Raw genomic sequence first — 22,893 nt, forward strand, 5'->3', positions numbered from 1 at the left:
AATCGTAGACCAAGGGAGCCCCTTATATTCAGGCTATTATGTTCGGATTGAACCGCTCCCTGCCTCCTACATATTGGCGAAGCGCTTTAGGAATATAAATGGAACCGTCCTCCGCTTGATGATTCTCCAGAAGTGGGATAAGAATGCGCGGAGAGGCAACCGCTGTATTGTTCAAGGTATGGCAGTACACAGGGTGGCCTTGCTCGTTAATGCAGCGTATATTGGCACGACGCGATTGGAAGCTGTGCAGATTAGACGAAGAATGCGTCTCTCCGTAGCTGCCACGGCTGGGCATCCAGGTTTCTATATCGTACTGCTTATACGTTCTGGCCGACATGTCCCCTGTACATACCGACATTATGCGATAGGGAAGCTCCAGAAGGGTAAGCAGTTCTTCGGCATGGCTCGTGATTTCCTGCAGCATTTGTTCGGACAATTCCGGATCAGGCTGACAGAGCACGACCATTTCCACCTTGGCAAACTGATGCACGCGGTATAAGCCTTTCACGTCCCGGCCGGCAGAGCCCACCTCGCTGCGAAAGCAGTTTGATACAGAAACTAGCCTTAGCGGTTCACTTAGATCCAGCACATCTCCTCCAAAATAGGAAATGAGCGGAACCTCCGATGTACCCGCAAGCCACTTCTCTTCCTCCTCAATATAAAAGGATTGATTCTGCCCAGCAGGGAAATATCCGCTATGAACAAATGGTTGTTCCTTAAGCAGCAACGGAACCTCCACAGGAGTGAAGCTGCGCTCCATTAACAGATCGAAAGCGAGCTGTTGTACGGCTCGATGCAGAAGCACCCCCGTTCCTTTCAGATAATAGCTGCGGCTTCCGCCTGCCTTGACTCCCTTTGGGATATCAAACATATCATGCATCATGCCCAACTCTACATGATCCTTTGGCATAAAGCTCCACTCCGGAGCTCTGCCCACGCGCCTAATTTCCACGTTATCTTCCTCCGAGCTTCCAATCGGAGTGTCTTCAGATATAACGTTAGGGGCCAGAAGTGCCAGTTGAGTAACTTTTTCAACTGCTTCTTCCCACCGTTTGCTCGATTCCTTCAGCGCCTTATTGACACGCTTGGAGGCCGTCTTCAGCTCGCCGGCTTCGGCCTCTTTCCCTGCAGCAAGCAGCACGCTTGCTTTTGCTGCTCCTTCATTTCGCAACCGACGAAGCTCTTCACATTCCAACTGATACTTTTTTCTGCGATCATCCCATTCCAAAAGTTCACGAACCGAAAACTCAATCCCTTTATACTTCGCTGCTTGTTGGATCTGCTCGGCATGATCCCGAATCCATTTCATTTCCATCATACCAACACCGCTCCTTCCCCCGGATGGGGTTATTTTGGGTAAGCTTGCAAAAAACACAAAGAGCGCCCTCATCCTTTGGGACGAGGAGCGCTCTGCTCGCGGTGCCACCCAACTTATTGAACTGTGTTGACAGTCCAATCACTTTGGTTCCGCGATAACGGGCGGTGCCGGTTAACTTAGGAAAGCAGCGCAGCACTTGCAAACTCCCTTGGCGAAAACGCCTCCGAGTTGGATTCTCTTCATTGGCATATTCCGAATTTGAAATTATTCTACATAGTATATGATAAAAAGAAGCCACATAACAAGGTTGTAAACTACATGCCGTTGTTTTGTCCCCATGGCGATTCGCTGATCCCCCACCAGAACAACGATACCATCACCGTAATAAAGATAAAAAGCAAAGCATTGAAAAAATATTTTGTCAGTTTTACCCGTTGGGAAGGATAAACCTCCCGCCTGGACGGAAGCTCCTGGGCTGTTATATCCAAATCTGCCCCGGCTGCATCTTGCCGACTGACCGGATCAACTGTATAGCTCCTGCGGGCTATACGGGCAGCTTCAACAGGATCAGCGCCTTGCTTGGCGCTAATTCTCGCTTGTCGATTTGGTTTGCGCGAGACCTTAGTTTCCTTTAAAGGCTTTTTTGAATTTGCCTCGTTGCTTTTTAGAACCCTTGAATTGGCTTCGCTCGATCTATGTTGCTCTGGATGCTTCCGGGCCGCCCCGGATCGTTGATGTCTGTCTTTCGGATGGCGGCGCTGACCGTACCGCTCCATCCTGCTCAAGCGTTCACTCATGTTCCCCTCCGAAATTTAATGACGAGTCCCGATATGAAATCAATGAGAAAATGGCACACGATCGGAGCCCATAACGTACCCGCCTGTATATAAATGTATCCCAACGCATAGCTGCTAAGAAATACCCATCCTGTCGGAATCCAGTGCCTAAGGTAGCGGACATGGATCAAGGCAAAAATAATACTCGTCCAATACGGTCCGAGCCCGTGCTGAATCGCTCCACGAAACAGCAGTTCTTCGCAAATAGACACGATGACGCATATGATTGCGATATGCCACACCGGACGATTGCGAAACAGCATCTCATTGACTCCCCCATCATCCAGGCTCTCCTCCTTAACGAACCTCGACAACAGGAAATCGACGCCAAACATCGTCGCGGCCAATCCACAGCCCCATAGCAGAAAACGATAATTTTCCGGAAATTGGAGCAGTGAAATCACGCTTCGCTTCTGAAAAAAAAGGATGATGATTCCGATAATTAAAGTAATACCTTGTGTAATGTATAAATTAATCAGCAATAGGCGCTCATTAAGTTGACCCGGATCGACTCTTTGAATTTTTATTTTGCCGAACTTGTCTTTTTTCATAGTATTCGTCAAATCCTGTCCTTTATTATAGTTCTATACACAAACCAGTACCAGGCATATAAGCTATCTTAGTGCTCTTGGACTAAAAAATACTTGTAAGAGGAGCGTTTTTGATTATGCAGAAAAAATCTTACCGGTTCGAATTATTGTTCATGCTCGGGTTTCTGTTTACCCTGGTCGCGGCCTTCGGAACTTTCTTCCTTGGCTTCAAAATGGGCATCACTCAAGCTGAAGCGAAATATGCCCATCTAACGAACCTACCGGGATTTGAGACGACGACTTCCTACGAGCAACAGGACCTCGTCGCCTACTATTACGTTGTCTTCCAGCCTTACGAGCAATTCAAACAAGAGTATTTCGGGCTCGTCGACCAGCTGAGAAGCAGCGATTCCAGGGTAAAATCAATCGGCATCATGAAGGATATCCGCAATGCATCACGCAAGCAATATGAGCAGATTCAAGCTCAGACGATTACGGTGTCCTCCCCCTTGTTACAAGATGCACAAAGTGATATTTTGAAAAGTCTAAAGCTCTTTGATGAAAGCACAAGCCGGATTGAAATCGGCAACAAAAACGGAACTGAGCTTGCTAAATTGCTCGCTGAGGACGATTTTACGAATAATGCCGAACAATACGGACTGAAAGCCCAGCAAAAATATTATACTTCCATGATGAAATGGGCCGCTAAAACCAACAAGTCGATTCCTTCGGACGTAGTGCTCAAGGAAAATACCTCCATCAAAGAGTGGGCATCCTATCCACTGGCGGTTAAAAATAAAATTGTCAGCGACTTGATGGTCAGCAGCAACCTCTATGTATCGTATCTTCCGCAGGATATGACGGCTAAAATCGACCAGATGATCGACAGCGGCAAGGCAGGCTCCATGAAGCTGAACTCGGTAACTTCCATTGTCAACGTCCTTATGGATACCGAAGCCGTGCAAGGAAAAGAGTTCCTGAAGTGGAAATCGGCCTATTATGCAACGGAATTCCTTCCGGAGGTGCCATTTTTCTCCGAACAGTAGCTGCTGTCTGTATGGCGGGGTCTGATACAATTCGACAACATTAAAATCATAACCAAATTACCAAGGTTATTCAAGGCTACCCCGGACCCTATCATTTACGGTATTGACACTTTCCTTAAGGTCATGATACATTATGAAAAATTGCATTTGTTAAACACGATGAAGGAAACGAGTTGTCGCGAAGCTTACAGAGAGCCGGTGGTGCTGCAAACCGGTAGCGGAATGGGAACTCTAGCGATCCTGAGTAATTGTGCTGAACGATAGGAGTAGGCGCAATCGGAGGAACTCCGTTATCAACATGTCATTATGACAACTGAGGCTGTATCTGCGAGGAACAGCGAATTAGGGTGGTACCACGAACAACTCTCGTCCCTTACTACGGAAGTAGTGTGCGGATTGAGAGTTTTTTTATGCTTGTGGCAGCCTGCCTGCAGCCTTTAGCAAACAGCTTGAACCTCGATCCTTCGCTCCTCTAACGCATTGGAACGGTATCGGGATATAGTGTTTCCTATTTTAAGCGAATGCTTCCGAAGAAAGTTTTGTATCGAAGACTTTCCGAAGAAGCAATGCTATATACAAAACTTTTAGGAGGAAAAGAAATCATGTTCAAAGTACTAGTATCAGATCCCATCAGCGACCTCGGAATCCAACAGTTGATGGACGCAAGCGACGTTGTAGTAGAGAAAAAGACGGGACTTTCGGAGGATGAGCTCATCCAAATCATTCCCGGCTACGACGCTCTGCTCGTACGCAGCCAAACGAAAGTCACCGAGAAGATCATGGAAGCCGGAACCAATCTGAAAGTGATCGGCCGCGCAGGCGTCGGTGTCGATAACATCAACCTGGATGCAGCGACCAAACGCGGTATCATCGTGATCAATGCCCCGGACGGCAACACAATTACGACATGCGAGCACGCTTTTGCGATGATGATGGCTCTTGCCCGTCATATTCCGCAAGCTTACGCTAAGACGATCCAGGGAACCTGGGATCGCAAGTTCCTCGGCGTGGAGCTGCGCAACAAGAAGCTGGGCGTTCTTGGCATGGGCCGTATCGGCAGTGAAGTCGCGAAACGCGCTAAGGCATTTGGCATGGACATTCTCGGATACGATCCGTTCATGACAGAGGAACGCGCCGAGAAACTGGGAGTGAAGCTGGCTACCGTCGATGAAATCGTACGGAACGCTGACTTCATCACAGTCCATACGCCGCTTACTCCTGAAACAAAGCACATGATTTCCCGTCCACAGTTCGAGGTTATGAAAAAAGGCATGCGCATCATTAACTGCGCCCGCGGCGGCGTAGTCGATGAGCAAGCATTGGTCGAAGCGATCGATCAAGGCATCGTTGCAGGTGCAGCCTTCGACGTATTCGAGCAGGAGCCACCGGCAGCGGATCATCCATTTCTGAACAATCCAAAAATCATCGTTACTCCTCATTTGGGCGCATCAACGGTAGAGGCTCAAGAAAACGTAGCGATCGACGTGTCGGAGCAAGTGCTGCATATCTTGCGGAACGAACCGTTCAAGAACGCGGTGAACATGCCTCCAGTCGCGGCAAGCGTGATGAACAAGCTGCAGCCGTTTTTCGAGCTTGGCGAAAAAATCGGTGCATTTGCTGCCCAGTTGAACAACCAGGCTGTGCGTGAAATTCATGTCGAATACGCCGGCGATCTGGCAGAGGTAGATACACAACCGCTAACACGCTACATCATCAAAGGTGTATTGTCCCGCCATTTCGGCAACGATGTGAACATCGTCAACTCGGTGCATCTGGCCAAGGTACGTGATATCGATGTGGTTGTATCGCAATCCTCGGCAAGTAAGGGCTTTACAAACCGCATCAGCGTTACGCTGAAAACAGAAGACGGCAAGGATCGCCGCATCGCAGGCACCTTGCTTAAAGAATATGGCGCGCGGATCGTGCGGATCGATAAGTTCCCAGTCGATATCGCTCCGGAAGGCAACTTGATCTTCATTTCTCATAATGATAAGCCTGGCATTGTCGGAAGCGTAGGCACCCTGCTCGGTAAAAATGATGTAAATATCGCTTCGATGCAAGTTGGACGTAAAATTATTGGCGGCGAGGCGATCATGGTACTGACCGTGGACAAGACAGTTTCCAAAGAAGTGCTTGATGAATTAATGAGCCTGCAAGAGCTGAACACTGCTCTGCAGATCGAATTTAAATCATAATAATTAGCCTGCAATTTAAGTAAGGGGCTTCAGACGTGGTATCTCCCCGTCTGAAGCCCCTCTCCTGTTGTTCCACGATGAACAAGATTTATCTTCGAGATCAGAAATTTTTCAACAAAAACATCCTTACGAGGTAAGGATGTTTTACGATTATTGTACCTTTTCGACAGGAAGGGTGATCTGGAAATGCGCCCCTTTCCCGATGCTGCTGTTCACCTGAATGGAGCCGTGATGGGCATCGATGATATTTTTTACGATAGCAAGGCCAAGTCCCGTTCCGGCAGCCGTTCCCCGTACCCGGGCTTTATCCGCTTTGTAGAACCTCTCAAATACGAAAGGTAAATCCTCTGTCGGTATCCCGGTGCCTTCGTCTCGAATGGAAATGTGCAGCTCACGTCCTTGCTTGCCTTCCTTGGCGTCCGTAGCAATATAAACACTCCGTCCCTCCGGCGTATGCCTGAAGGCATTGTCCAGCAGGTTCGTGAGAACCTGCTCCAACCGGTCTTCGTTGGCTGCTTCAGCAACCATCGGTCCGCTCCCCAGATCCAGCTCCAGTTGAACATTGTGCTCTTTGGCCCGTACCGCAAACTTGCGATATACGCGTTCAATGAGCTCCTTGACGTCAACTCTGTGCATGGCGATATCGGTATGTCCCGCTTCCATCCGGGCCAGGTCGAGTAAGTCACGGACCAGACGACCCATGCGCAGAGACTCGTCGTGGATAACCTGCACGAGCTCCTGGCTCTCTTCTGGAGAAGCGGCCATTCCATCGAGAAGCGCTTCGCTGTATCCCTGCATCATCGACAGCGGTGTCCGGATTTCATGCGATACATTGGCCACGAAATCCCGGCGCATCTTCTCCAAACGCACTTCTTCGGTCACATCGCGCAAAACCGCTACCGCGCCTCTAATTTCGCCATCCGACGAAAGCGGCGCCATATGCACGGACCACACGCTTTGCTTAACGTGAATATTGGCGCTTTGATCCCCCTCCTGATCCAGCACCTTCCGGAACATCGGCAGGAGTGGTTTCGGAATCTGGATCGCCCGTTCGCCATGCACACTTAATTGAAGCGCGTCATTCTCTTCGTCCGGCAAGTCGCCCCACAATTGAAGCAGTTGATCGCCTGGAGGATTGGTCAGAATGACCGCTCCTCCCCAATCCAATGTAATCACTGCGTCATTCATACTTCTTAAAACGCTGGACAGATGTTCCTTCTCATGGTTCAAGCTGCGGATCGTATTCTCCAGTTCCTCAGCCATATGATTAAAGGTGTTGGCCAACTCACCAATCTCATCGCTTGTTTGCAGCGATAGTCTCGTATCGTATTTCCCCTTGCGAATCGCATCGGCAGCGCTGATCAGCTGCTGCATCGGCTGCGTAATTTTCGTGAAGAGGAATAAGGCAAAAAACGTCGTCAGCGAGAAGCCGATGATTGAAACGATAACAAACAGCTTCTTGACTGCTGCGGGATCGGTGAAATTCGTATCGATATATGGCAGCAAAAACAATCCCATGCTCATCAGCACAAAGGCCACTAAACCGATGATCGTAATCCACAGCTTGCCTACAAGCGTTCTCCAGAAGCTCACTTATTTCGCGACCTCCAGCTTATAACCAACGCCCCATACGGTAGTAATCATCGCTGCCGACTCCGGCGATACCTTATTCAGCTTCTCGCGCAGCCGTTTCACATGGGTGTCCACGGTCCGCAGATCGCCGAAGAACTCGTAATTCCATACGTCCTTCAGCAGCTCCTCACGGGAAAATACTTTGTCGGGAGAAGTGGCCAAATAATGGAGCAGCTCGTACTCCTTCGGCGTAAGACTAACCTCTTGTCCGCTTGCGGTTACCCGATGGGCATCGTGCTCAATGACAAGATGAGGGAATACGATATTATTGCTCGTACCGCTCTCTTTGGTCAAATAAGCTGTAGCCGATGCGCGCCGCATGATCGCCTTGACCCGATATATGACTTCACGGGGACTGAACGGCTTGACAACATAGTCGTCTGCCCCGACTTCAAATCCCTGTACCCGGTTGATTTCTTCCCCTTTGGCCGTGAGCATCAGCACCGGCGTCGACTTGATCTGCCGCAAACGGCTGCACACCTCGACTCCATCAATTCCCGGAAGCATTACGTCGAGAAGGATCAAGCCGTAATCATTGGAAGTTGCTTTTTTGAGAGCGGTCTCACCATCTTCCGCTTCATCAATTTCGTAACCCTCTTTTTCCAAATACATTTTGAGCAGACGGCGAATACGTTCCTCATCGTCCACTACGAGAATGCGGTTTTCTTGATCTGACATGAACAACAACCCCTTCATCATCTTCCCATTCGCTTAAGCACTAGTAAATGGTTACATTATATCATTAGTCCGTACCCGCGTAAGAATGCAAACCGGCGATGATCAGATTAACGCCCACGAGCGTGAACATGACAACCAGAAATCCTAATACAGCAAGCCACGAGGCTTTGCGGCCATGGAATCCCCGGGATAACCGAAGATGGAGATACACGCTATAGAATAACCAGGTAATGAGCGCCCATACTTCTTTAGGGTCCCACCCCCAGAATCTGCCCCAGGCCTGCTGAGCCCAGATCATCGCAAAGACGAGCGCGCCTAGCGTAAACACCGGAAATCCGATGGCAATCGAACGGTAACTGATTTCATCGAGAAGATCAGCGTCCAAGCCTTTTACGGCCGGTGACACCGCTTCGCTAATCGGCTTGCGGATAATAAGCCTTAACAAACCGTATAGAACCGTCCCTGTAATGAACGCCCATACAAGTGTATTGGTTTTGCGGCCTGAGCTCTCTCCTTTGAACCAGGACGGAACCTCCATCCACGGCTTGCTCATGCCAAGGAAAGAACCGGCGCTAACCAATTGGCTGTTATGCGGCGCCACGATCGGCGGCAAGTTGTACACCATTTCAACTGTTCTAGACTGCTCGGTTTCCGTAGGTTTAGGCGTAAACACGGCTTCGTACCCGGCGGCACGGAAAGCAAAAACCGATACGATAAATCCCACTACTATAATAATAGAATAAAACGTAAATTCAAGCCATAGCTTCTGGCGGCGCGCTGATTTGTCGGTCCCCTTGAAATCGACGGTACGCAATAGATACATCAGGCCTGCGGCACAAGCGATTGCAAAAAAGGATTCCCCGGCCGCGGCCAGCGTGACGTGAATATACAGCCAGATCGAGCGCAAGGACGGGATCAAAGGCTGCACGTCCTTCGGAAACACCGCCGCATACGCCATGACGACGATCCCTAGCGGTGTCGCGAACAAACCAAGCAAGGCTTTGCGGTAAATCAAATACAATATCGTAAATGCCATGATGATCATTAGAGACAGAAAGGACATGAATTCATACATATTGCTGACCGGGATATGTCCTGACCAAGCCCATCTCGTAGCTACGTACACCATATGAGTGATAAGTCCAAGCGTGGAAGTAATAAACGAAATTTTTCCCCATTTGCGCTCATGTACCTGCGGATCGCGATTTTTCCACGTTTTTCCCGTGATCGTCACCACATAAAAACAAAATGCCACACAATAAAGTAAAAAAGCAATGACAAATGCCTGTTTACTAATATCCAATAAATTCATGACCGGTTTCCTCCGTTATCCAAAGACTTCTCATCCACTTCAATTCCCATCGTTTCCAGGAATGACGACACTTCGCGCCTCATTCCAAACCAATTCTTGGTCGTATGCCCGCCCAACGTCAGGATGCCGTCATCGATGCGCAGCCAAATTCTGCGATGCTGCCAGTAGAAGCCCATAATGAGCCCCACCATGACGATTCCGAGTCCGGTCCATACAAAAGGCATAGCGCGGTCGATGCGGATGTTCAAAAAGCTTGTGAAATGAATGAAGTCAACGTCCTCCATCGCCAGCATATCGAATCTCAGCTTGTGGTTAATGCCTCCCAGCGCTTCATTCAGCTTATCCTGACCGAAAAGCTCCTGCTGCTGAAGGTACGGAAAGTAGATGAATTGTCCCCCATCTTCGGGCAGACCCGGTCCGGTGATCGTAAACAAGAAGGCCGGCGCATTCGGCTCGCCCGATTTCGTAATCGGTTTATTATTCTCGTCCAGGCCGAAATCCAAATACTTGTCTTTTAGCTTCAAATGATAAGGTCCTACGTCATATTCCGTCTCGGGGTCGTTCATACGGAGCATAAACTTACCATAGACTTCCCCCGTCTCCTGATCCACTAGTGTCGGCTGGACGGAACGCAGCATCGTAACCTCCTCGAAGTCGAATTGATAGGCTTGAAGTCCTTTGTAGCTTAGAGGATCGTTGACACGGATGTTGTGCCGGTCGACCTCTACAAGCTCGGGTTCGTTCAATGGGTCGTTACAGCTGGCGACGCACTTGTACAGCACGGCTTTCGTCTCGAACAGCTTTGGAACGATTTTCCCCTTCTGTCTGAATTCATCGGACATCTCATCCTCGGTATAATATTCCACGGTAAATTTCTCATTTTTCAAATAATAGTTCGTATCGGGAATCTGCGTGATTTCTCCTTCGGGAAACCAATAGTGCTCGTCCAAATGAAGGCCGGGCAGCCCGCGGAACAACACGGCGAGCAGGAAAACAATCAGGCCGATGTGAATGACGTACGGACCCCAGCGGCTGAAACGCTGCTTCTCCGCCAGCAAAGCCCCGCCGTCGGTATGAACCCGGTAACCCTTCTTCTTCAGCGGAGCGATGGCCCGGTTCACCCATTCCTCCCCACTGCCAGAAACGGGTCCCTGATAGACCACCCTTTGCCGGGTCAAGAACTGCATGTGCTTGCGGATTTTCTGCTTGGACAGCGCTCGATAGAGCGGCAATACCCTGTCCAAACTGCAAATCACAAGCGATGCGCCAATCATGACAAGCAGCAGAATGAACCACCAGGAATTGTATGTGTCGGATAATCCGAGCATATAGTAAATTTCACCAATGGTTCCATACTTCTGTTTATAGTACGTGGAAGGATCGAAATTTTTAACAAACATGGTCTCCTGGGTAAATACGGTGCCGAGCATTGCTCCAACCAATGTAATGCTGATCAGGTACACCGCTACTTTAACCGAGGAGAAAAAATTCCAGATTTTATCAATGAAATTGGGATTGGCCCGCTGTGAGCGGCGGGCTACCCCATCGTAGCGCATCTCCAGCAATTCACTGGAGCTGCGGCCCGCTTCCTCGTATTGAGGTTTGCCGCATGCTTCGCAGAGCACCGTGCCGACCGGATTCTGATGCCCGCATTCGCATTTCGTATTTTTAATCAATGTCTGATCCTCCTATTCATCAATTGGATGCAACGAGCGTGGCGATTTGTTGGTTAAGCGTCTTCAAATTCAGCTCGCCCTGATGGATGGAGATAATTTTGCCTCGCTTATTCACGAAAAAAGTAGTCGGCATTGGCACAACCCCGTATTTACTGACGATTTCATTCTTCTTATCGAACAAGATCGGAAAATCGACTCCGGTTTGCTTCACAAAATTGGCCACGGTCAAATCGTCTTCCCCGGTATTGATTCCCAGGATAACGACGTCCTGATCCTTCCATTTCTCCCATTGTGTCTGCAAGGCCGGCATTTCATTCACGCAGTACGTACACCAGGTCGCCCAGAAGTTAATGACCAGCGCCTTGCCCTGGTATTTCTCCAGATTATGTACCTGTCCGTCTAAACCGCGTAGATTGAAGGCAGGAGGTTTATCGCCAGCTTGAGGAATCCCCTTCTCGCCTCCAAACACAGCCGTGCCTATCGCATAACCTCCCAATATGACGATAAGCGTCAATATGATAATTTGTACCGGACGCCTTGCCTTACCCATTATCAGCACTCCTTCTATGACAAAGCTCATAATATATGGACAAAAGGTGAATATCCTATGAACATTATAACGAAAAGTGTCATAGATGCCGCTAGGTTAAATTTGAACTTTATGTGACCTTCTATCTTTTTCTCGGCTTGCCTGCGCTTCGTGCTTGCTTGAACAGCTCTTCGACCTCTTCCTTGCGTAAATGACGGTACAGCCCTCTTTTCAAATTATCAAGGTAAAGACCTCCGAAGGAAATTCGCTTCAGCTTCGTAACCGGGTGCTGGATCGCCTCGAACATCCGGCGTACCTGGCGATTGCGGCCCTCGTGAATCGTAATGCTGATGACCGCCTGCTTGCCGTCGGGATCCACGTCGTAGTACTCCACCTCGGCCGGCGCTGTCATTCCATCCTCCAGCATGACGCCGTCCTTCAGCTTATCCAGCTCCGTACCGTGCGGTACTCCTTTGACGGTAGCCAGGTAGGTTTTGGGCACATGGTGTTTCGGATGCGTCAGCAAATGGGCAAAGTCGCCGTCGTTGGTCAGCAGCAGCAGCCCCTCCGTATCATAATCCAGACGGCCTACAGGATACAGCCGCTCGGTAATGCCTTTCAAATAGTCGGTGACGATTTTTCTTCCCTGCGGGTCGGAAGCACTCGTGATCACACCTTTGGGTTTGTTGAACATGATATAGATTTTCTTCTCTGCCCCGATCGTTCTTCCGTTTACGGTAATGACATCCACAGCCGGGTCAGCCTTCGTTCCAAGCGCTGTAACCGTTTCGCCGTTCACCTGCACCTGGCCGCTCGTAATCAATTCCTCGCATTTGCGGCGCGATGCCACACCGGCAGCGGCCAATATTTTCTGTAATCTTTCCATTATCTCTAGTCACCTCATAAACATGATACCTATATGAAAGAAAAATCACAATAGCACGGGTTATCCGGCAAAAATAAAGAGCCGTCCGAGCTGTTGTTCAACAGTCGAAACGGCTTGTCAACCGAATATCAGCAAGCATACCGCAATTGCGGCCACAAATCCTACGGCATCCGAGAAGAGCCCGACCTTTAAGGCATAGCGTCCGTTGCGGATGCCGATGGCCCCAAAGTATACGGTCAGCACATATAACGTCGTGTCGGTGCTTCCCTGTACCGTGGAGGCGATCCGGCCGATCATTGAATCTGGCCCGTACGTCTTGATCAGGTCGGTGGTGAAGGCCAGGGAGCCGGTTCCCGTCAAAGGGCGGAGTATTCCTAAAGGCATTACTTCGGGCGGCACATGCAGCAATTTAAGGAGCGGGCCCATCCAGCCTGTAAAAAACTCCAGCGCGCCAGATGCGCGAAAGACGCTAATAGCCACCATCATCCCTACCAAGTGGGGGATAATCCCAATTGCTGTGGAGAAGCCATCCTTTGCTCCGTCCACAAACGATTCATACACTGGAACCTTCTTCATAAATGCATATAACGGAATAAATGCAATCATCATAGGAACGGCCCAGGCCGAAATAATATTAATCCAATCCAGCAAGGACGATCACCTCTTCATCGTTATTGCGGAAGCCGGTGCAGGCGGATTCGGCGTGCGGCGGAAAGTGCGGTGCCGATACCAGCGGTCTGCTGCAATCGCCGCCGCGGTCGCTATGGCCGTCGCCAGCAAGGTCGAGCCGACGATATCCGCCGCGTTGGCGGAGCCGAAATTGAGCCGGATGGCAATCAAAGTCGTTGGGATCAAAGTAATGCTCGCGGTATTCAGGGCGAGGAGCGTACACATCGCTGCGGATGCCGTCTCCTTGTCCGGGTTGAGCTCCTGCAGCTCCTGCATCGCTTTAATGCCCATCGGCGTCGCAGCATTTCCCAGCCCAAGAAGGTTCGCGCTCATATTCGAAAGAATATATCCCATCGCAGGATGGTTCTTTGGAACGTCCGGAAACAAATATGTAACGACCGGCCCAAGCAGCTTGGAAATGGCTTTGACGAGTCCTGCGTCCTCTGCCATCCGCATCATTCCCATCCAGAATACGAGCACACTGATCAATCCAAAGCAAACCGTGACACCTGTTGCAGCTCCCTCAAATGCCGCCTGGGTGACGAGATTGATATCCCCTTTAACCGCCGCAAAAACAAAGCCGATGATGATAAGTCCTAGCCAGATTTTATTAACCATTATTTCATCCCCTCTCCTACAGGGTAAATTGCTAATCTACGAGCAGCAGTAATTTGATCACTGCCGCAAACGAATTTCCCCAGCCTCGGCCAGCAAACACCGCCTTGGATGTCAGGTTTCCCCCCGCCGGGTCTGGCGAGGGTATGAAGCTGCCCTGCTCATAAACAGGAACCTGACCGATTTCATGGCCATCCAGCGAGATTTTTATTTTTCCGCTGTATCCGAAGTCTTTGGCCCGCGCGTTCTGGAGAAACAGCCTGCGCTCAACACGTTCCAGTTCGCCGCTGGCAAGGGCATAACTGAACCCGGTACCCGTTACTAGGCCGTTCTCAACAGGCTGTCCCGCCTCAATGATTTTCTTTAGCGGATAATTGAAAAAACCATAATCGAGCAGTTTCTGGTGATCGTTCCAGTCGTCTCCATCATTAAGTGTAACGACAGCCAGCTGCTGGCCTGCCCGGCTTGCGGAGCTGACAAGGCAGCGGCGGGCGGTTTTGGTGTAGCCTGTCTTAACTCCGTCTGCCCCCTCGTAGAATCGCAGCATTTTATTTTTATTATCCCATTTGTAATCCCAGGGATTATTCGGGTTGGGGGCTCGCTTGCTTCGCGTTTTAACGATTTCCTTAAACACAGGATTCTGCAGGCTGTAAGCGGTTATGACGGCCAAATCATTGGCCGAGGAATAATGACCCTTCGCATCTAGGCCATGCGGATTCTGGAATTGGGTATGCTTGAGCCCTAGCATTTTCACCTTTTCGTTCATTAAATGGACGAAGCCCTCCTCCGACCCGCCGACATGCTCGGCGATCGCTGTCGCCGCATCATTCCCTGAGCGAAGCATCAGGCCATAGAGCAAATTTTCCAGCGTCATCTCTTCTCCAAGCTCCAGATAGATGGATGAGCCTTCCTTGCGATAGGCATTATTAGTGACAGTAACCACATCATCCAATTTGCCGTGTTCGATCGCAATGATGGCTGTCATGATCTTGGTCAAGCTGGCCACTGGCATTTCCACGTCGCCTTTGTGGCTGTAAAGAATGCGTCCCGACTTCACGTCGATCAGGGATGCCGCCTGTGCATGAGTTCCCGGCGGACGTGGCGCTTTATTTTCTGCTGCTGCGTTTACGGGGATGAGTAACGAAACAGCCATGACGGCCACCATGCTGTAACGAAATATCGAGCGTATTGTCATTATGCGACTCCTCCGGTATTCTAGCGCTAATACTTGTACACTATATGCGGGACAAGAGGGGAGTATGTCCACCATCCCGGCAAAAAAAGACCCCTCCCGAAAATCGGCGGAAAGGATCGATCAGCCTCTTCGGCTGGCAAGCCTGTTTAGCTGTACGTATTTCCTGTATTATTGTCGGGAACGGGGATCCCCTGAATCGAGGCTGACTGAGTTGTACCCGTACCATTGTTCGGAAACATCGATTGAATTTTATCCATTACATATGGAACGGCATCGATCATTTTCTCAAACAGATGGGTTTGATTATCCAGCGGAACGATGTTTACGCCCTGCTTACTGACAACGAGAAAAGCGATCGGATTAATCGATACGCCTCCGCCGCTGCCGCCGCCAAAAGGCAGTTGTTTATCGTGCGCAGCCGCCTCATGGATCTCATCTGTATTATAGTCGCTCCCGCCGGCAGCAAAGCCGAAGCCAACGCGGCTAATCGGCAATATAACGCTGCCGTCCGGCGTTTCCACGGGCTCGCCGACAATTGTGTTTACATCCACCATATCTTTGATATTTTCCATGGCCGTTTGCATCAGCCCTTGGATCGGATGATCTGACATAATTAATCCTCCTCTTCAGCCTAAGTAATAAGAACTACCTTCACTTCTACAGTTTGCACAGCACATGGCCTTAATATGCGTGACAAAATCAAAAGGAGCCCGCAGGTCCCTAAGACCGCGAACTCCCTTGATTTCCTTTGACGGTGAGGCTCAGCCATTTTTTGAATCCGCCTTTTACCTTTAGCACACGAACAATAAGTACGAATCCGGCGTATAGCGCACGCCCTAAACGAATTTTGCCGCTGCATTCAAATTCGGTGACAAATTGCGGCGGCTGATTAAAGACGGGCACAACGAAGAGCCTCGGTGTTTGCTTTAAGCGTATGTAGCAGGATAACCACCCGATTAACGTCGTTTTCAAGCCCCATAACACTCCCGATAAAGTTGCGGTATGAGCCGCATTAGACATAGCAACATTCGTGGACCAGTCCAGCTTGTCAAAAGTAACATACCTTAGCGTGCTTGCCATCCATTGCTTTAGCCCTCTTGTCGCCCGCAGCAAATCATAAAATTGATCTGCCCAAAAACGAACTTTATCTTTATTGATATCCTGCGCACTGCTATCCGCTTCTCCCTTTTCAAGATTGCTTGTATGTTTCTGCTCCACCTTGAAGCCGTCCTTCATATTTTTGAAGATGATGTACGGAATTTCATAGCGAAGCCGAGTTATCCCATAAAGCGTAACTACTTCTATACGAACGGTCTCGTTCCAGTTTACTTTGCGGGCAACCAAGCGAAACTTGATCGGAGATAATAAAATGAGGACCAAAGCAATGCATGCGAGCAAAAGGATCAGGATGACTCCGAGCCAAATCCACACAGGAAAGCCCTCCATACCATTCAAATGACGATCTTAAAATAGTATGGCTCCGTAAAAAGGAAATCATGTGCTGGAACTGTGCTACTCCTCATTAACGTCATCGAACGTAAGCTGCTGCTCTTCCAGCCTCTGGAATAGGAGCTGGGTCTCTTCCTCCAAATTCTCCGCACTCTCAAATTCGTTCAGGTCGGGCAAATCCTGCAGGCTGCCAAGGCCAAAGTAATCCAAAAAGGCAGCCGTCGTTCCGTACAAAATTGGCCGTCCGATGGCCTCGGCACGCCCGACCTCCTGAATCAAGTCCTTGTTCACCAGCGTATGAATAGCCCGTTCCGACTTAACTCCGCGAATTTCCTCCACCTCGATCCGGGTTATCGGCTGGCGGTACGCAATGATGGATAAAGTCTCCAACGCCGCCTGGGACAAGGACGAGCGGGTCGGCGAATAAGCCAGCTTTTCGAAATAGGCTGCATGCTCCGGGAGCGTAGCCAGCTGATAATTACCCGCGAGCTGGACGATTTGCAGTCCCCTCCCCTCCCGCTCAAAGGATGACTTCATATCCAATAAAGCATCGGTGATGATGTCCTGGCGCTGCTCGGTGACTTCGGCAATCTGCTTTACGCTGAGGCCCTCCTCTCCGGCCAGGAACAGCAATCCTTCAATAATCGATTTCAAGTCCCGATAATTCATTTGCCTTTACTTCCCCTCTCCACTCCATCACAATGTCATCAAAAAGTTTGTTTTGGTAACATACGATCTGCTTCATCTTCATCAGCTCCAATATCGCCAGAAAGGTGACCACGATTTCATGACGGTACATCTCTGGATGCAGCAGCTTGGAAAACAGCAGCCTTCCGCCTCTGCCCGTACTCTCCAGCGCAGCGATTACGTCGCGGATCCGATCCTTGACCGAGATTTCGTCCCGGTGAATTCGAGCGACCGAGCTGCGCTTCACGGCACGGCGCAGCGCCTTCTGAAACGAAGCGATCAAGTCGGCAGCATGCAGCCCTTTAACGGGATTGTCATGCACTTCTGGCATGAAGGACGATAAATCCTCGGCCTCCTTCGTAAAGATCAGGCTTCGCTCCCATTCCCGCTCGTGCAAATGCTCGGCAATCCCCTTGTATTTGCGGTATTCGATCAGTTTGCGGATCAGCTCGTCCCGCGGATCCTCATCATCCTCCATCAAATAATCGAAATCGTCATCTAATTCGATCACAGGCGGCTTAGGAAGCAGCTGCTTGCTCTTGATTGATAGCAGGGTAGCTGCCATGACCAGAAACTCGCTTGTGATTTCCAGCTCGAGCTCCTGCATGTTATCCAGGTATTCCAGATATTGATCGGTAATTTCACTGACTGATATTTGATATATATCGACCTCTGCCTTATCGATAAGATGAAGCAGCAGGTCCAGCGGACCCTCAAAGGTATCCAATTTATAAGTTACTGTCGTCAATGGACATCCTCCACCCGTTAGAGGCAGTTCAAAAGGCTTTCCTTATGAACGCAAAGTGAATAAAAAATGCAGTACCCTAATTTAGGGTACTACATTAAATAAGCACTATTTTAGCAAATTCGTCAAGTTGGCCATTTCGATTGCAGCCATTGCCGCATCCCAGCCTTTGTTGCCTGCCTTCGTACCTGCGCGCTCGATAGCCTGCTCGATATTCTCTGTAGTCACTACACCGAAGATTGTCGGAACGCCTGTTTTCAATCCGATCGCGGCTACGCCCTTAGCAACTTCGTTGCATACATAATCATAATGAGACGTTGATCCACGAATGACCGTACCCAGCGTAATGACGGCATCGTATTTTCCGCTTTCGGCCATCTTTTGTGCGGCAAACGGAATCTCGAATGCTCCGGGAACCCAGGCTACGTTTACCTCCTCATCTTTCACACCATGACGCTTCAATGCGTCCAGCGCACCGCCGAGCAGCTTGCTTGTTATAAATTCGTTAAAGCGGCCAACAACGATGCCATATTTCAAACCTTCCGAGACGAGATGCCCTTCAAATACTTGTGTCATAAATCAATTCCTCCAATTTTATATGATGGTCTAATTGCCCGATGTTTCGTTCTGCTCGATGACGTCAAAATGAAGCAAATGCCCCAGTTTTTTCTGCTTTGTATGCAAATAATTGCTGTTGTCCTCATTTTCCTTCATTTGGATAGGGACACGTTCCACGACTTGCAGACCGTAGCCTTCAAGTCCGGTAATTTTACGAGGATTGTTGGTTAGCAGCCGGATCTGGCGGACGCCAAGATCTTTCAGAATTTGCGCACCGATGCCGTAATCCCGCAGATCAGCCGGGAAGCCGAGCTTCAGGTTGGCATCAACCGTATCCAGTCCCTGCTCCTGAAGCTTGTAAGCCTTGAGCTTGTTGACCAGCCCGATGCCCCGTCCTTCCTGGCGCATGTATAGCAGAACACCGCTGCCTTCCTCTTCGATTTGCCTTAGTGCTGCCTCGAATTGCGGCCCGCAATCGCAGCGGTGGGAATGGAACACGTCCCCGGTCAGACACTCGGAATGCACCCGCACCAGCACGGGCTCCTCGCTGTTGATTTCCCCTTTGACGAGAGCGACATGCTCCTTAGCGTCTACATCGTTCGTATACGCGATCGCGCGGAACTCACCGTAGTCAGTCGGCATGCGTACCTCTACCTCGCGAGTAACGAGCTTCTCTTTCTCGTTGCGGTAATGGATCAAATCCTTGACGCTGATCAGCTTCAAGTCGAACTGCTTGGCAATCTGCACTAGATCCGGTAAGCGCGCCATCGTTCCGTCTTCCTTAATCACTTCGCAAATGACGCCGGCTGGATATGAACCGCACATGCGCGCTAAATCGACCGCCGCTTCTGTATGCCCTGCACGCCGCAGAACACCGCCCTTCTTCGCGATCAACGGAAACATATGCCCTGGTCTGCGGAAGTCGGAAGGCTTCGCGCTGGGATCCATGATCGCCTTCACCGTAAGCGAACGTTCATAGGCCGATATGCCGGTTGTTGTGTCGACATGGTCGATCGATACGGTAAACGCCGTACCATGATAGTCCGTATTTTGCGCGACCATCGGTTTTAGATCAAGCTCTTCCGCCCGCTCCGGAGTAATCGGCAGGCAGACGAGCCCGCGCCCTTCGGTAATCATGAAGTTGATGACCTCCGGCGTCGCCTTCTCGGCGAGAGCCACGAAATCCCCTTCATTCTCGCGGTCCTCGTCATCGACAACGATAATGACTTTGCCGCGCATGAGCTCGTAAATGGCTTCCTCCACCCGGTCCAATTGAATATCACTCATAATAGTCCCTCCCTATAGCTGCACGATTAATTGAAGCAATATGACTTATGCGAACCCGTTCTTCATCAGAAACGGCATATCGATGCCTATTGAGGAGTCTTCGGTCTCGGACGGCTCATCCTCGTTATTCCCTTTACCGAACGCGAGCAGATGCTCAACATATTTACCAAGGATATCGCATTCCAGATTAACGGTATCCCCTTGGCGTTTATGCGCCAAAACGGTTTCCGCCAAAGTATGGGGAATGATCGATACGCTAAAGATAGACCTTTCCGCGCGGACGACTGTAAGGCTTATTCCATCGACCGTAATGGAGCCTTTGGGAATAATGTATTTAAACAGGGATTTCTTCGCAGGGGAAATTTCGAAGACGACCGCATTCTGATCCTGCTTCACTCCCGTGATCGTTCCCACTCCGTCTACGTGCCCCTGAACGATATGTCCGCCAAAACGGCCGTCTGCAGCCATGGCTCGTTCCAGATTTACTTTGCTGCCCGATCTGAGCTGGCTCAGGTTCGTATGGCGGTACGTTTGCGGCATAACGTCTACCGAAAAGGATGAACGGTCAAAATGTGTGGCCGTCAGGCACACCCCGTTAACAGCGACACTATCCCCAAGCTTCATCCCTTGGGTCACCGTGTTTGCAGATATGCTGATGACCATGGCCTCACCCTTGCTTTGAACCGATTTGATGGCGCCTACTTCCTCTACTAGCCCGGTAAACAACGCAGCCACCTCCTTCCATTAACTCCTGAAATTTCTTTATGCGTTCCAAACGGGATATCCCGAAATGCAAACATTATCACCAATCTGCTCCACGGTTATATCGTTTAAGACGACCGCATCCTTCATCAGTTCGAAGCCGTCAAACACAAAGGTGCCTGGTGCATTCAGACCGCCGATGATTTTCGGCGCCATGAATAAAACCACTTCATCAACCAGCCTGCCATTAAGCAGTGATCCGTTAAGGCGTCCTCCCCCTTCGACAAGCAGCGAAGAAATGCCTAGTTCGCCTAGCCTGTGCAATCCAGATTGAAGATCGACCTGTGGCCCTTTGCCGCTAACGATGACCTGGATTCCCCGCTCGGTTAACTGTGCCCGCCTGGTTTCAGGAGACTTCTCCGTCGTCAGCACAATCGTCGGTACGGCGTTATCGCTGAGCACCTTGGCTTCATCAGGTATACGAAGAGTCGAGTCGACAATGATTCTCGCCGGCGAAATGCCAGGTACCGACAGCCTCGTCGTTAAAGAGGGATCATCGGCGATTACCGTATCCACACCGACCATAATCCCGTGATGGCGATGGCGCATCGTGTGTACGCGCTCCCGTGACGCGTCATTTGAAATCCACTTGCTGTCACCGCTTTTAGAAGCGATTTTCCCGTCCAGCGTACTAGCGGTTTTGATCGTGACATATGGCATCCCGGTCGTAATGAATTTGATGAATTTCCGGTTTAGCTTGATCGCCTCATCCCGCAGGACACCGACCTCCACCTCGATTCCGTTTCGCCTCAGCAGCTCTATACCTTTACCGGCCACTTGTGGATTTGGGTCTTCGCAAGCAACAACTACGCGGCTTACCCCGGCCTTGACCAGGCCTTCGCTGCATGGAGGCGTTGCCCCGTGATGGCTGCACGGCTCCAGCGTTACGTAAACCGTGCTGCCTTTTGCCGCCTCGCCGGCCATATTCAGCGCATGAACTTCCGCATGCGGAGTTCCCCGCCTCAAGTGACTGCCAAGACCGATGACAGCTCCATCCTTTACAATAACGGACCCAACCACCGGGTTGATGCCGGTTTGTCCCTGAGACCGGCCCGCCATGTCCAGAGCTAGTCTCATATAGTACTCGTCATTAATGATCTCCAAAGTATGTTTCACCTCCACCCTGCTTCAAGCAACATCGGCAGCAAACAAATAAAGCCCCACCGGAATCCGATGGGGCATGAGAGCAAATGTACGCAAAATGAAAGCACACAAAGTTGGGTATGCGAAAACATAACGGAATATAGGGGCACAACCATCAAGAAGCTGCCCAAGCCGCCGTCGCTCAACCAACTCTTCAAGTATCCCGGTTTCCAACATGACATGATTCTAACATGAATGAACACGTCATTGTGAAAATTGGAACTTAAAGAATATGCTTTGATTGTATTAGATATACTCGTAGTCGATACGTCATATATCCTGCGTCTCCTTCTCCCATCCAGACTATACTGTCGGTCCCGGAATCTCACCGGCTCAGCCGCATGCTTCTTATGTAGCGCAAGCGGGTCACGGACTTGTACTAGCTTCGAACTCACTCTATCGAGTCTGCAAGCAGTCATCACCGTCGGTAGGGAATTTCACCCTGCCCCGAAGTTAACGTTGGAAATATTTTATTGTCTTAAATGTGTTGATTAATGGCTTCGTAAAGATGTTACCACCAAAAAAAATAAAAAGCAAGGCGCTAATCTGCATGGACACCTTGCACAACCCTATTCTTCATCTGAATTGCAATTATATTTGCTCTGAAAAATGATCCTTCAAGCAGCGATTGCTGTTTACAGTAAATACGTATTTCCACTCGTTTCCTTCTGGTTCAAGCCACTCAAATTGATAGGAAATTTCATGCCCCGCTTTCTTGATACTGAAGCACCGGATGACTGTTTCCCTGTCATATGAGTGATCTATTAGTAGTTTCCCCACTTCAATAAGCGGCGTCTCAACCTCTTGATCAACGCATTTATCCGCATCCGTTTTTCTCAAGTAGACGCTACCGCAATGGATACAGCTATACATAAGAGTCCTCCCCCCACTTCAATAAATTTTTACTTTATTTATTTTGGACCGGTTACGTTTGCGCAAAATACTGTCAAACTAAACGGTTGCATTAATTCGTTAGTAGTAGGTACTAGGTATCAATCTGTTTGATGAACAGAATATCTCTAGCAATACTCAAATTCAAGCTATTATTTTCAATAGGTATGCAAATTTAGCACCACAAACATAAAGAAAAAAATACTAATGAATTAATTTTTAGTAAATTTAAGGAATGACAGGAATGTTAGTTT

23 protein-coding genes, 1 riboswitch and 1 other annotated feature are annotated in these 22,893 nt (G+C 49.7%); of the genes, 2 read left to right on the forward strand and 21 right to left on the reverse strand.

Annotated features, from left to right (window positions below; translation table 11 throughout):
* Positions 1–28 precede the first annotated feature (28 nt).
* From serS to GNP95_RS06945, 3 genes are all read right to left on the reverse strand, one after another.
* The gene (gene serS / locus GNP95_RS06935; RefSeq protein WP_155610148.1) at positions 29–1,318 is read right to left on the reverse strand and encodes a serine--tRNA ligase; all 1,290 of its coding nucleotides are present in this window, start codon (positions 1,316–1,318) and stop codon (positions 29–31) included.
* A gap of 314 nt (positions 1,319–1,632) precedes the next feature.
* Complete coding sequence (locus GNP95_RS06940) at positions 1,633–2,115, reverse strand: hypothetical protein (RefSeq protein ID WP_155610149.1); 483 nt, start codon at positions 2,113–2,115, stop codon at positions 1,633–1,635.
* The gene (locus GNP95_RS06945; protein WP_155610150.1) at positions 2,112–2,705 is read right to left on the reverse strand and encodes a CPBP family intramembrane glutamic endopeptidase; all 594 of its coding nucleotides are present in this window, start codon (positions 2,703–2,705) and stop codon (positions 2,112–2,114) included. Before GNP95_RS06945 ends, GNP95_RS06940 begins: the two co-directional genes overlap by 4 nt.
* Before the next feature lie 116 nt (positions 2,706–2,821).
* On the opposite strand from GNP95_RS06945, the gene GNP95_RS06950 reads away from it, so the two are divergent.
* Positions 2,822–3,730, forward strand: a complete 909-nt coding sequence (locus GNP95_RS06950; protein ID WP_155610151.1) for a hypothetical protein — start codon at positions 2,822–2,824, stop codon at positions 3,728–3,730.
* Between the two features lie 150 nt (positions 3,731–3,880).
* Positions 3,881–4,107 (forward strand) — a binding site (T-box leader).
* A 225-nt stretch (positions 4,108–4,332) separates the two neighbouring features.
* Complete coding sequence (serA, locus tag GNP95_RS06955) at positions 4,333–5,925, forward strand: phosphoglycerate dehydrogenase (RefSeq protein WP_155610152.1); 1,593 nt, start codon at positions 4,333–4,335, stop codon at positions 5,923–5,925.
* 150 nt (positions 5,926–6,075) lie between these two features.
* On the opposite strand, the gene GNP95_RS06960 is transcribed toward serA, so the two are convergent.
* From GNP95_RS06960 to GNP95_RS07045, 18 genes are all read right to left on the reverse strand, one after another.
* Positions 6,076–7,518 (reverse strand): ATP-binding protein, encoded by a 1,443-nt coding sequence (locus GNP95_RS06960; RefSeq protein WP_330163296.1) that lies wholly within the window; start codon positions 7,516–7,518, stop codon positions 6,076–6,078.
* Positions 7,519–8,235, reverse strand: a complete 717-nt coding sequence (locus tag GNP95_RS06965; protein WP_055107737.1) for a response regulator transcription factor — start codon at positions 8,233–8,235, stop codon at positions 7,519–7,521. It lies immediately after the preceding gene.
* A 64-nt stretch (positions 8,236–8,299) separates the two neighbouring features.
* Positions 8,300–9,547, reverse strand: coding sequence for a c-type cytochrome biogenesis protein CcsB (gene ccsB / locus GNP95_RS06970; RefSeq protein WP_155610153.1), 1,248 nt, complete (start codon positions 9,545–9,547; stop codon positions 8,300–8,302).
* A complete protein-coding gene (gene resB, locus GNP95_RS06975) occupies positions 9,544–11,223 on the reverse strand; it encodes a cytochrome c biogenesis protein ResB (RefSeq protein WP_155610154.1) in 1,680 nt (559 codons plus the stop codon). The genes ccsB and resB overlap by 4 nt, the downstream gene beginning before the upstream one ends.
* Before the next feature lie 19 nt (positions 11,224–11,242).
* Positions 11,243–11,773, reverse strand: a complete 531-nt coding sequence (locus tag GNP95_RS06980; RefSeq protein WP_155610155.1) for a redoxin domain-containing protein — start codon at positions 11,771–11,773, stop codon at positions 11,243–11,245.
* A gap of 121 nt (positions 11,774–11,894) precedes the next feature.
* On the reverse strand, positions 11,895–12,638 hold the full coding sequence (locus GNP95_RS06985; RefSeq protein ID WP_155610156.1) for a pseudouridine synthase: 744 nt from the start codon (positions 12,636–12,638) through the stop codon (positions 11,895–11,897).
* A gap of 117 nt (positions 12,639–12,755) precedes the next feature.
* Positions 12,756–13,289 carry a spore maturation protein gene (locus GNP95_RS06990; RefSeq protein WP_155610157.1) on the reverse strand — a complete coding sequence of 178 codons (534 nt, stop codon included), beginning with the start codon at positions 13,287–13,289 and terminating at the stop codon, positions 12,756–12,758.
* Positions 13,290–13,295: 6 nt separating this feature from the next.
* The gene (locus GNP95_RS06995) at positions 13,296–13,925 is read right to left on the reverse strand and encodes a nucleoside recognition domain-containing protein (protein WP_155610158.1); all 630 of its coding nucleotides are present in this window, start codon (positions 13,923–13,925) and stop codon (positions 13,296–13,298) included.
* Positions 13,926–13,956: 31 nt separating this feature from the next.
* Positions 13,957–15,117, reverse strand: coding sequence for a D-alanyl-D-alanine carboxypeptidase family protein (locus GNP95_RS07000; RefSeq protein ID WP_155610159.1), 1,161 nt, complete (start codon positions 15,115–15,117; stop codon positions 13,957–13,959).
* A 146-nt stretch (positions 15,118–15,263) separates the two neighbouring features.
* A complete protein-coding gene (gene ytfJ, locus GNP95_RS07005; RefSeq protein ID WP_155610160.1) occupies positions 15,264–15,728 on the reverse strand; it encodes a GerW family sporulation protein in 465 nt (154 codons plus the stop codon).
* 109 nt (positions 15,729–15,837) lie between these two features.
* A complete protein-coding gene (locus tag GNP95_RS07010; RefSeq protein WP_330163297.1) occupies positions 15,838–16,548 on the reverse strand; it encodes a DUF2953 domain-containing protein in 711 nt (236 codons plus the stop codon).
* An 81-nt stretch (positions 16,549–16,629) separates the two neighbouring features.
* Positions 16,630–17,235, reverse strand: coding sequence for an SMC-Scp complex subunit ScpB (scpB, locus tag GNP95_RS07015; protein ID WP_155610162.1), 606 nt, complete (start codon positions 17,233–17,235; stop codon positions 16,630–16,632).
* On the reverse strand, positions 17,204–18,001 hold the full coding sequence (locus tag GNP95_RS07020; RefSeq protein ID WP_155610163.1) for a segregation and condensation protein A: 798 nt from the start codon (positions 17,999–18,001) through the stop codon (positions 17,204–17,206). Before GNP95_RS07020 ends, scpB begins: the two co-directional genes overlap by 32 nt.
* 105 nt (positions 18,002–18,106) lie before the next feature.
* Positions 18,107–18,574, reverse strand: coding sequence for a 6,7-dimethyl-8-ribityllumazine synthase (gene ribH, locus GNP95_RS07025; protein ID WP_155610164.1), 468 nt, complete (start codon positions 18,572–18,574; stop codon positions 18,107–18,109).
* Positions 18,575–18,604: 30 nt separating this feature from the next.
* Positions 18,605–19,843: a bifunctional 3,4-dihydroxy-2-butanone-4-phosphate synthase/GTP cyclohydrolase II gene (locus GNP95_RS07030; protein ID WP_155610165.1), complete on the reverse strand. Its 1,239-nt coding sequence runs from the start codon at positions 19,841–19,843 to the stop codon at positions 18,605–18,607.
* A 45-nt stretch (positions 19,844–19,888) separates the two neighbouring features.
* Complete coding sequence (ribE, locus tag GNP95_RS07035) at positions 19,889–20,569, reverse strand: riboflavin synthase (RefSeq protein ID WP_155610166.1); 681 nt, start codon at positions 20,567–20,569, stop codon at positions 19,889–19,891.
* 36 nt (positions 20,570–20,605) lie between these two features.
* Positions 20,606–21,709 (reverse strand): bifunctional diaminohydroxyphosphoribosylaminopyrimidine deaminase/5-amino-6-(5-phosphoribosylamino)uracil reductase RibD, encoded by a 1,104-nt coding sequence (gene ribD / locus GNP95_RS07040; RefSeq protein ID WP_155610811.1) that lies wholly within the window; start codon positions 21,707–21,709, stop codon positions 20,606–20,608.
* 321 nt (positions 21,710–22,030) lie between these two features.
* Positions 22,031–22,207: riboswitch (FMN riboswitch) on the reverse strand.
* A gap of 132 nt (positions 22,208–22,339) precedes the next feature.
* Positions 22,340–22,621 carry a hypothetical protein gene (locus GNP95_RS07045; protein WP_155610167.1) on the reverse strand — a complete coding sequence of 94 codons (282 nt, stop codon included), beginning with the start codon at positions 22,619–22,621 and terminating at the stop codon, positions 22,340–22,342.
* Positions 22,622–22,893: the final 272 nt, after the last annotated feature.

Source organism: Paenibacillus woosongensis (assembly GCF_009725165.1).
Taxonomy (GTDB): domain Bacteria; phylum Bacillota; class Bacilli; order Paenibacillales; family Paenibacillaceae; genus Fontibacillus; species Fontibacillus woosongensis.

What these genes read in the sequence shown, in the direction of transcription:
- serS (WP_155610148.1), bottom strand. Translation starts at nt 1,318, where the DNA reads ATGATGGAAATGAAATGGATTCGGGATCATGCCGAGCAGATCCAACAA.
- GNP95_RS06940 (WP_155610149.1), bottom strand. Translation starts at nt 2,115, where the DNA reads ATGAGTGAACGCTTGAGCAGGATGGAGCGGTACGGTCAGCGCCGCCAT.
- GNP95_RS06945 (WP_155610150.1), bottom strand. Translation starts at nt 2,705, where the DNA reads ATGAAAAAAGACAAGTTCGGCAAAATAAAAATTCAAAGAGTCGATCCG.
- GNP95_RS06950 (WP_155610151.1), top strand. Translation starts at nt 2,822, where the DNA reads ATGCAGAAAAAATCTTACCGGTTCGAATTATTGTTCATGCTCGGGTTT.
- serA (WP_155610152.1), top strand. Translation starts at nt 4,333, where the DNA reads ATGTTCAAAGTACTAGTATCAGATCCCATCAGCGACCTCGGAATCCAA.
- GNP95_RS06965 (WP_055107737.1), bottom strand. Translation starts at nt 8,235, where the DNA reads ATGTCAGATCAAGAAAACCGCATTCTCGTAGTGGACGATGAGGAACGT.
- ccsB (WP_155610153.1), bottom strand. Translation starts at nt 9,547, where the DNA reads ATGAATTTATTGGATATTAGTAAACAGGCATTTGTCATTGCTTTTTTA.
- GNP95_RS06980 (WP_155610155.1), bottom strand. Translation starts at nt 11,773, where the DNA reads ATGGGTAAGGCAAGGCGTCCGGTACAAATTATCATATTGACGCTTATC.
- GNP95_RS06985 (WP_155610156.1), bottom strand. Translation starts at nt 12,638, where the DNA reads ATGGAAAGATTACAGAAAATATTGGCCGCTGCCGGTGTGGCATCGCGC.
- GNP95_RS06995 (WP_155610158.1), bottom strand. Translation starts at nt 13,925, where the DNA reads ATGGTTAATAAAATCTGGCTAGGACTTATCATCATCGGCTTTGTTTTT.
- GNP95_RS07000 (WP_155610159.1), bottom strand. Translation starts at nt 15,117, where the DNA reads ATGACAATACGCTCGATATTTCGTTACAGCATGGTGGCCGTCATGGCT.
- ytfJ (WP_155610160.1), bottom strand. Translation starts at nt 15,728, where the DNA reads ATGTCAGATCATCCGATCCAAGGGCTGATGCAAACGGCCATGGAAAAT.
- scpB (WP_155610162.1), bottom strand. Translation starts at nt 17,235, where the DNA reads ATGAATTATCGGGACTTGAAATCGATTATTGAAGGATTGCTGTTCCTG.
- ribH (WP_155610164.1), bottom strand. Translation starts at nt 18,574, where the DNA reads ATGACACAAGTATTTGAAGGGCATCTCGTCTCGGAAGGTTTGAAATAT.
- GNP95_RS07030 (WP_155610165.1), bottom strand. Translation starts at nt 19,843, where the DNA reads ATGAGTGATATTCAATTGGACCGGGTGGAGGAAGCCATTTACGAGCTC.
- GNP95_RS07045 (WP_155610167.1), bottom strand. Translation starts at nt 22,621, where the DNA reads ATGTATAGCTGTATCCATTGCGGTAGCGTCTACTTGAGAAAAACGGAT.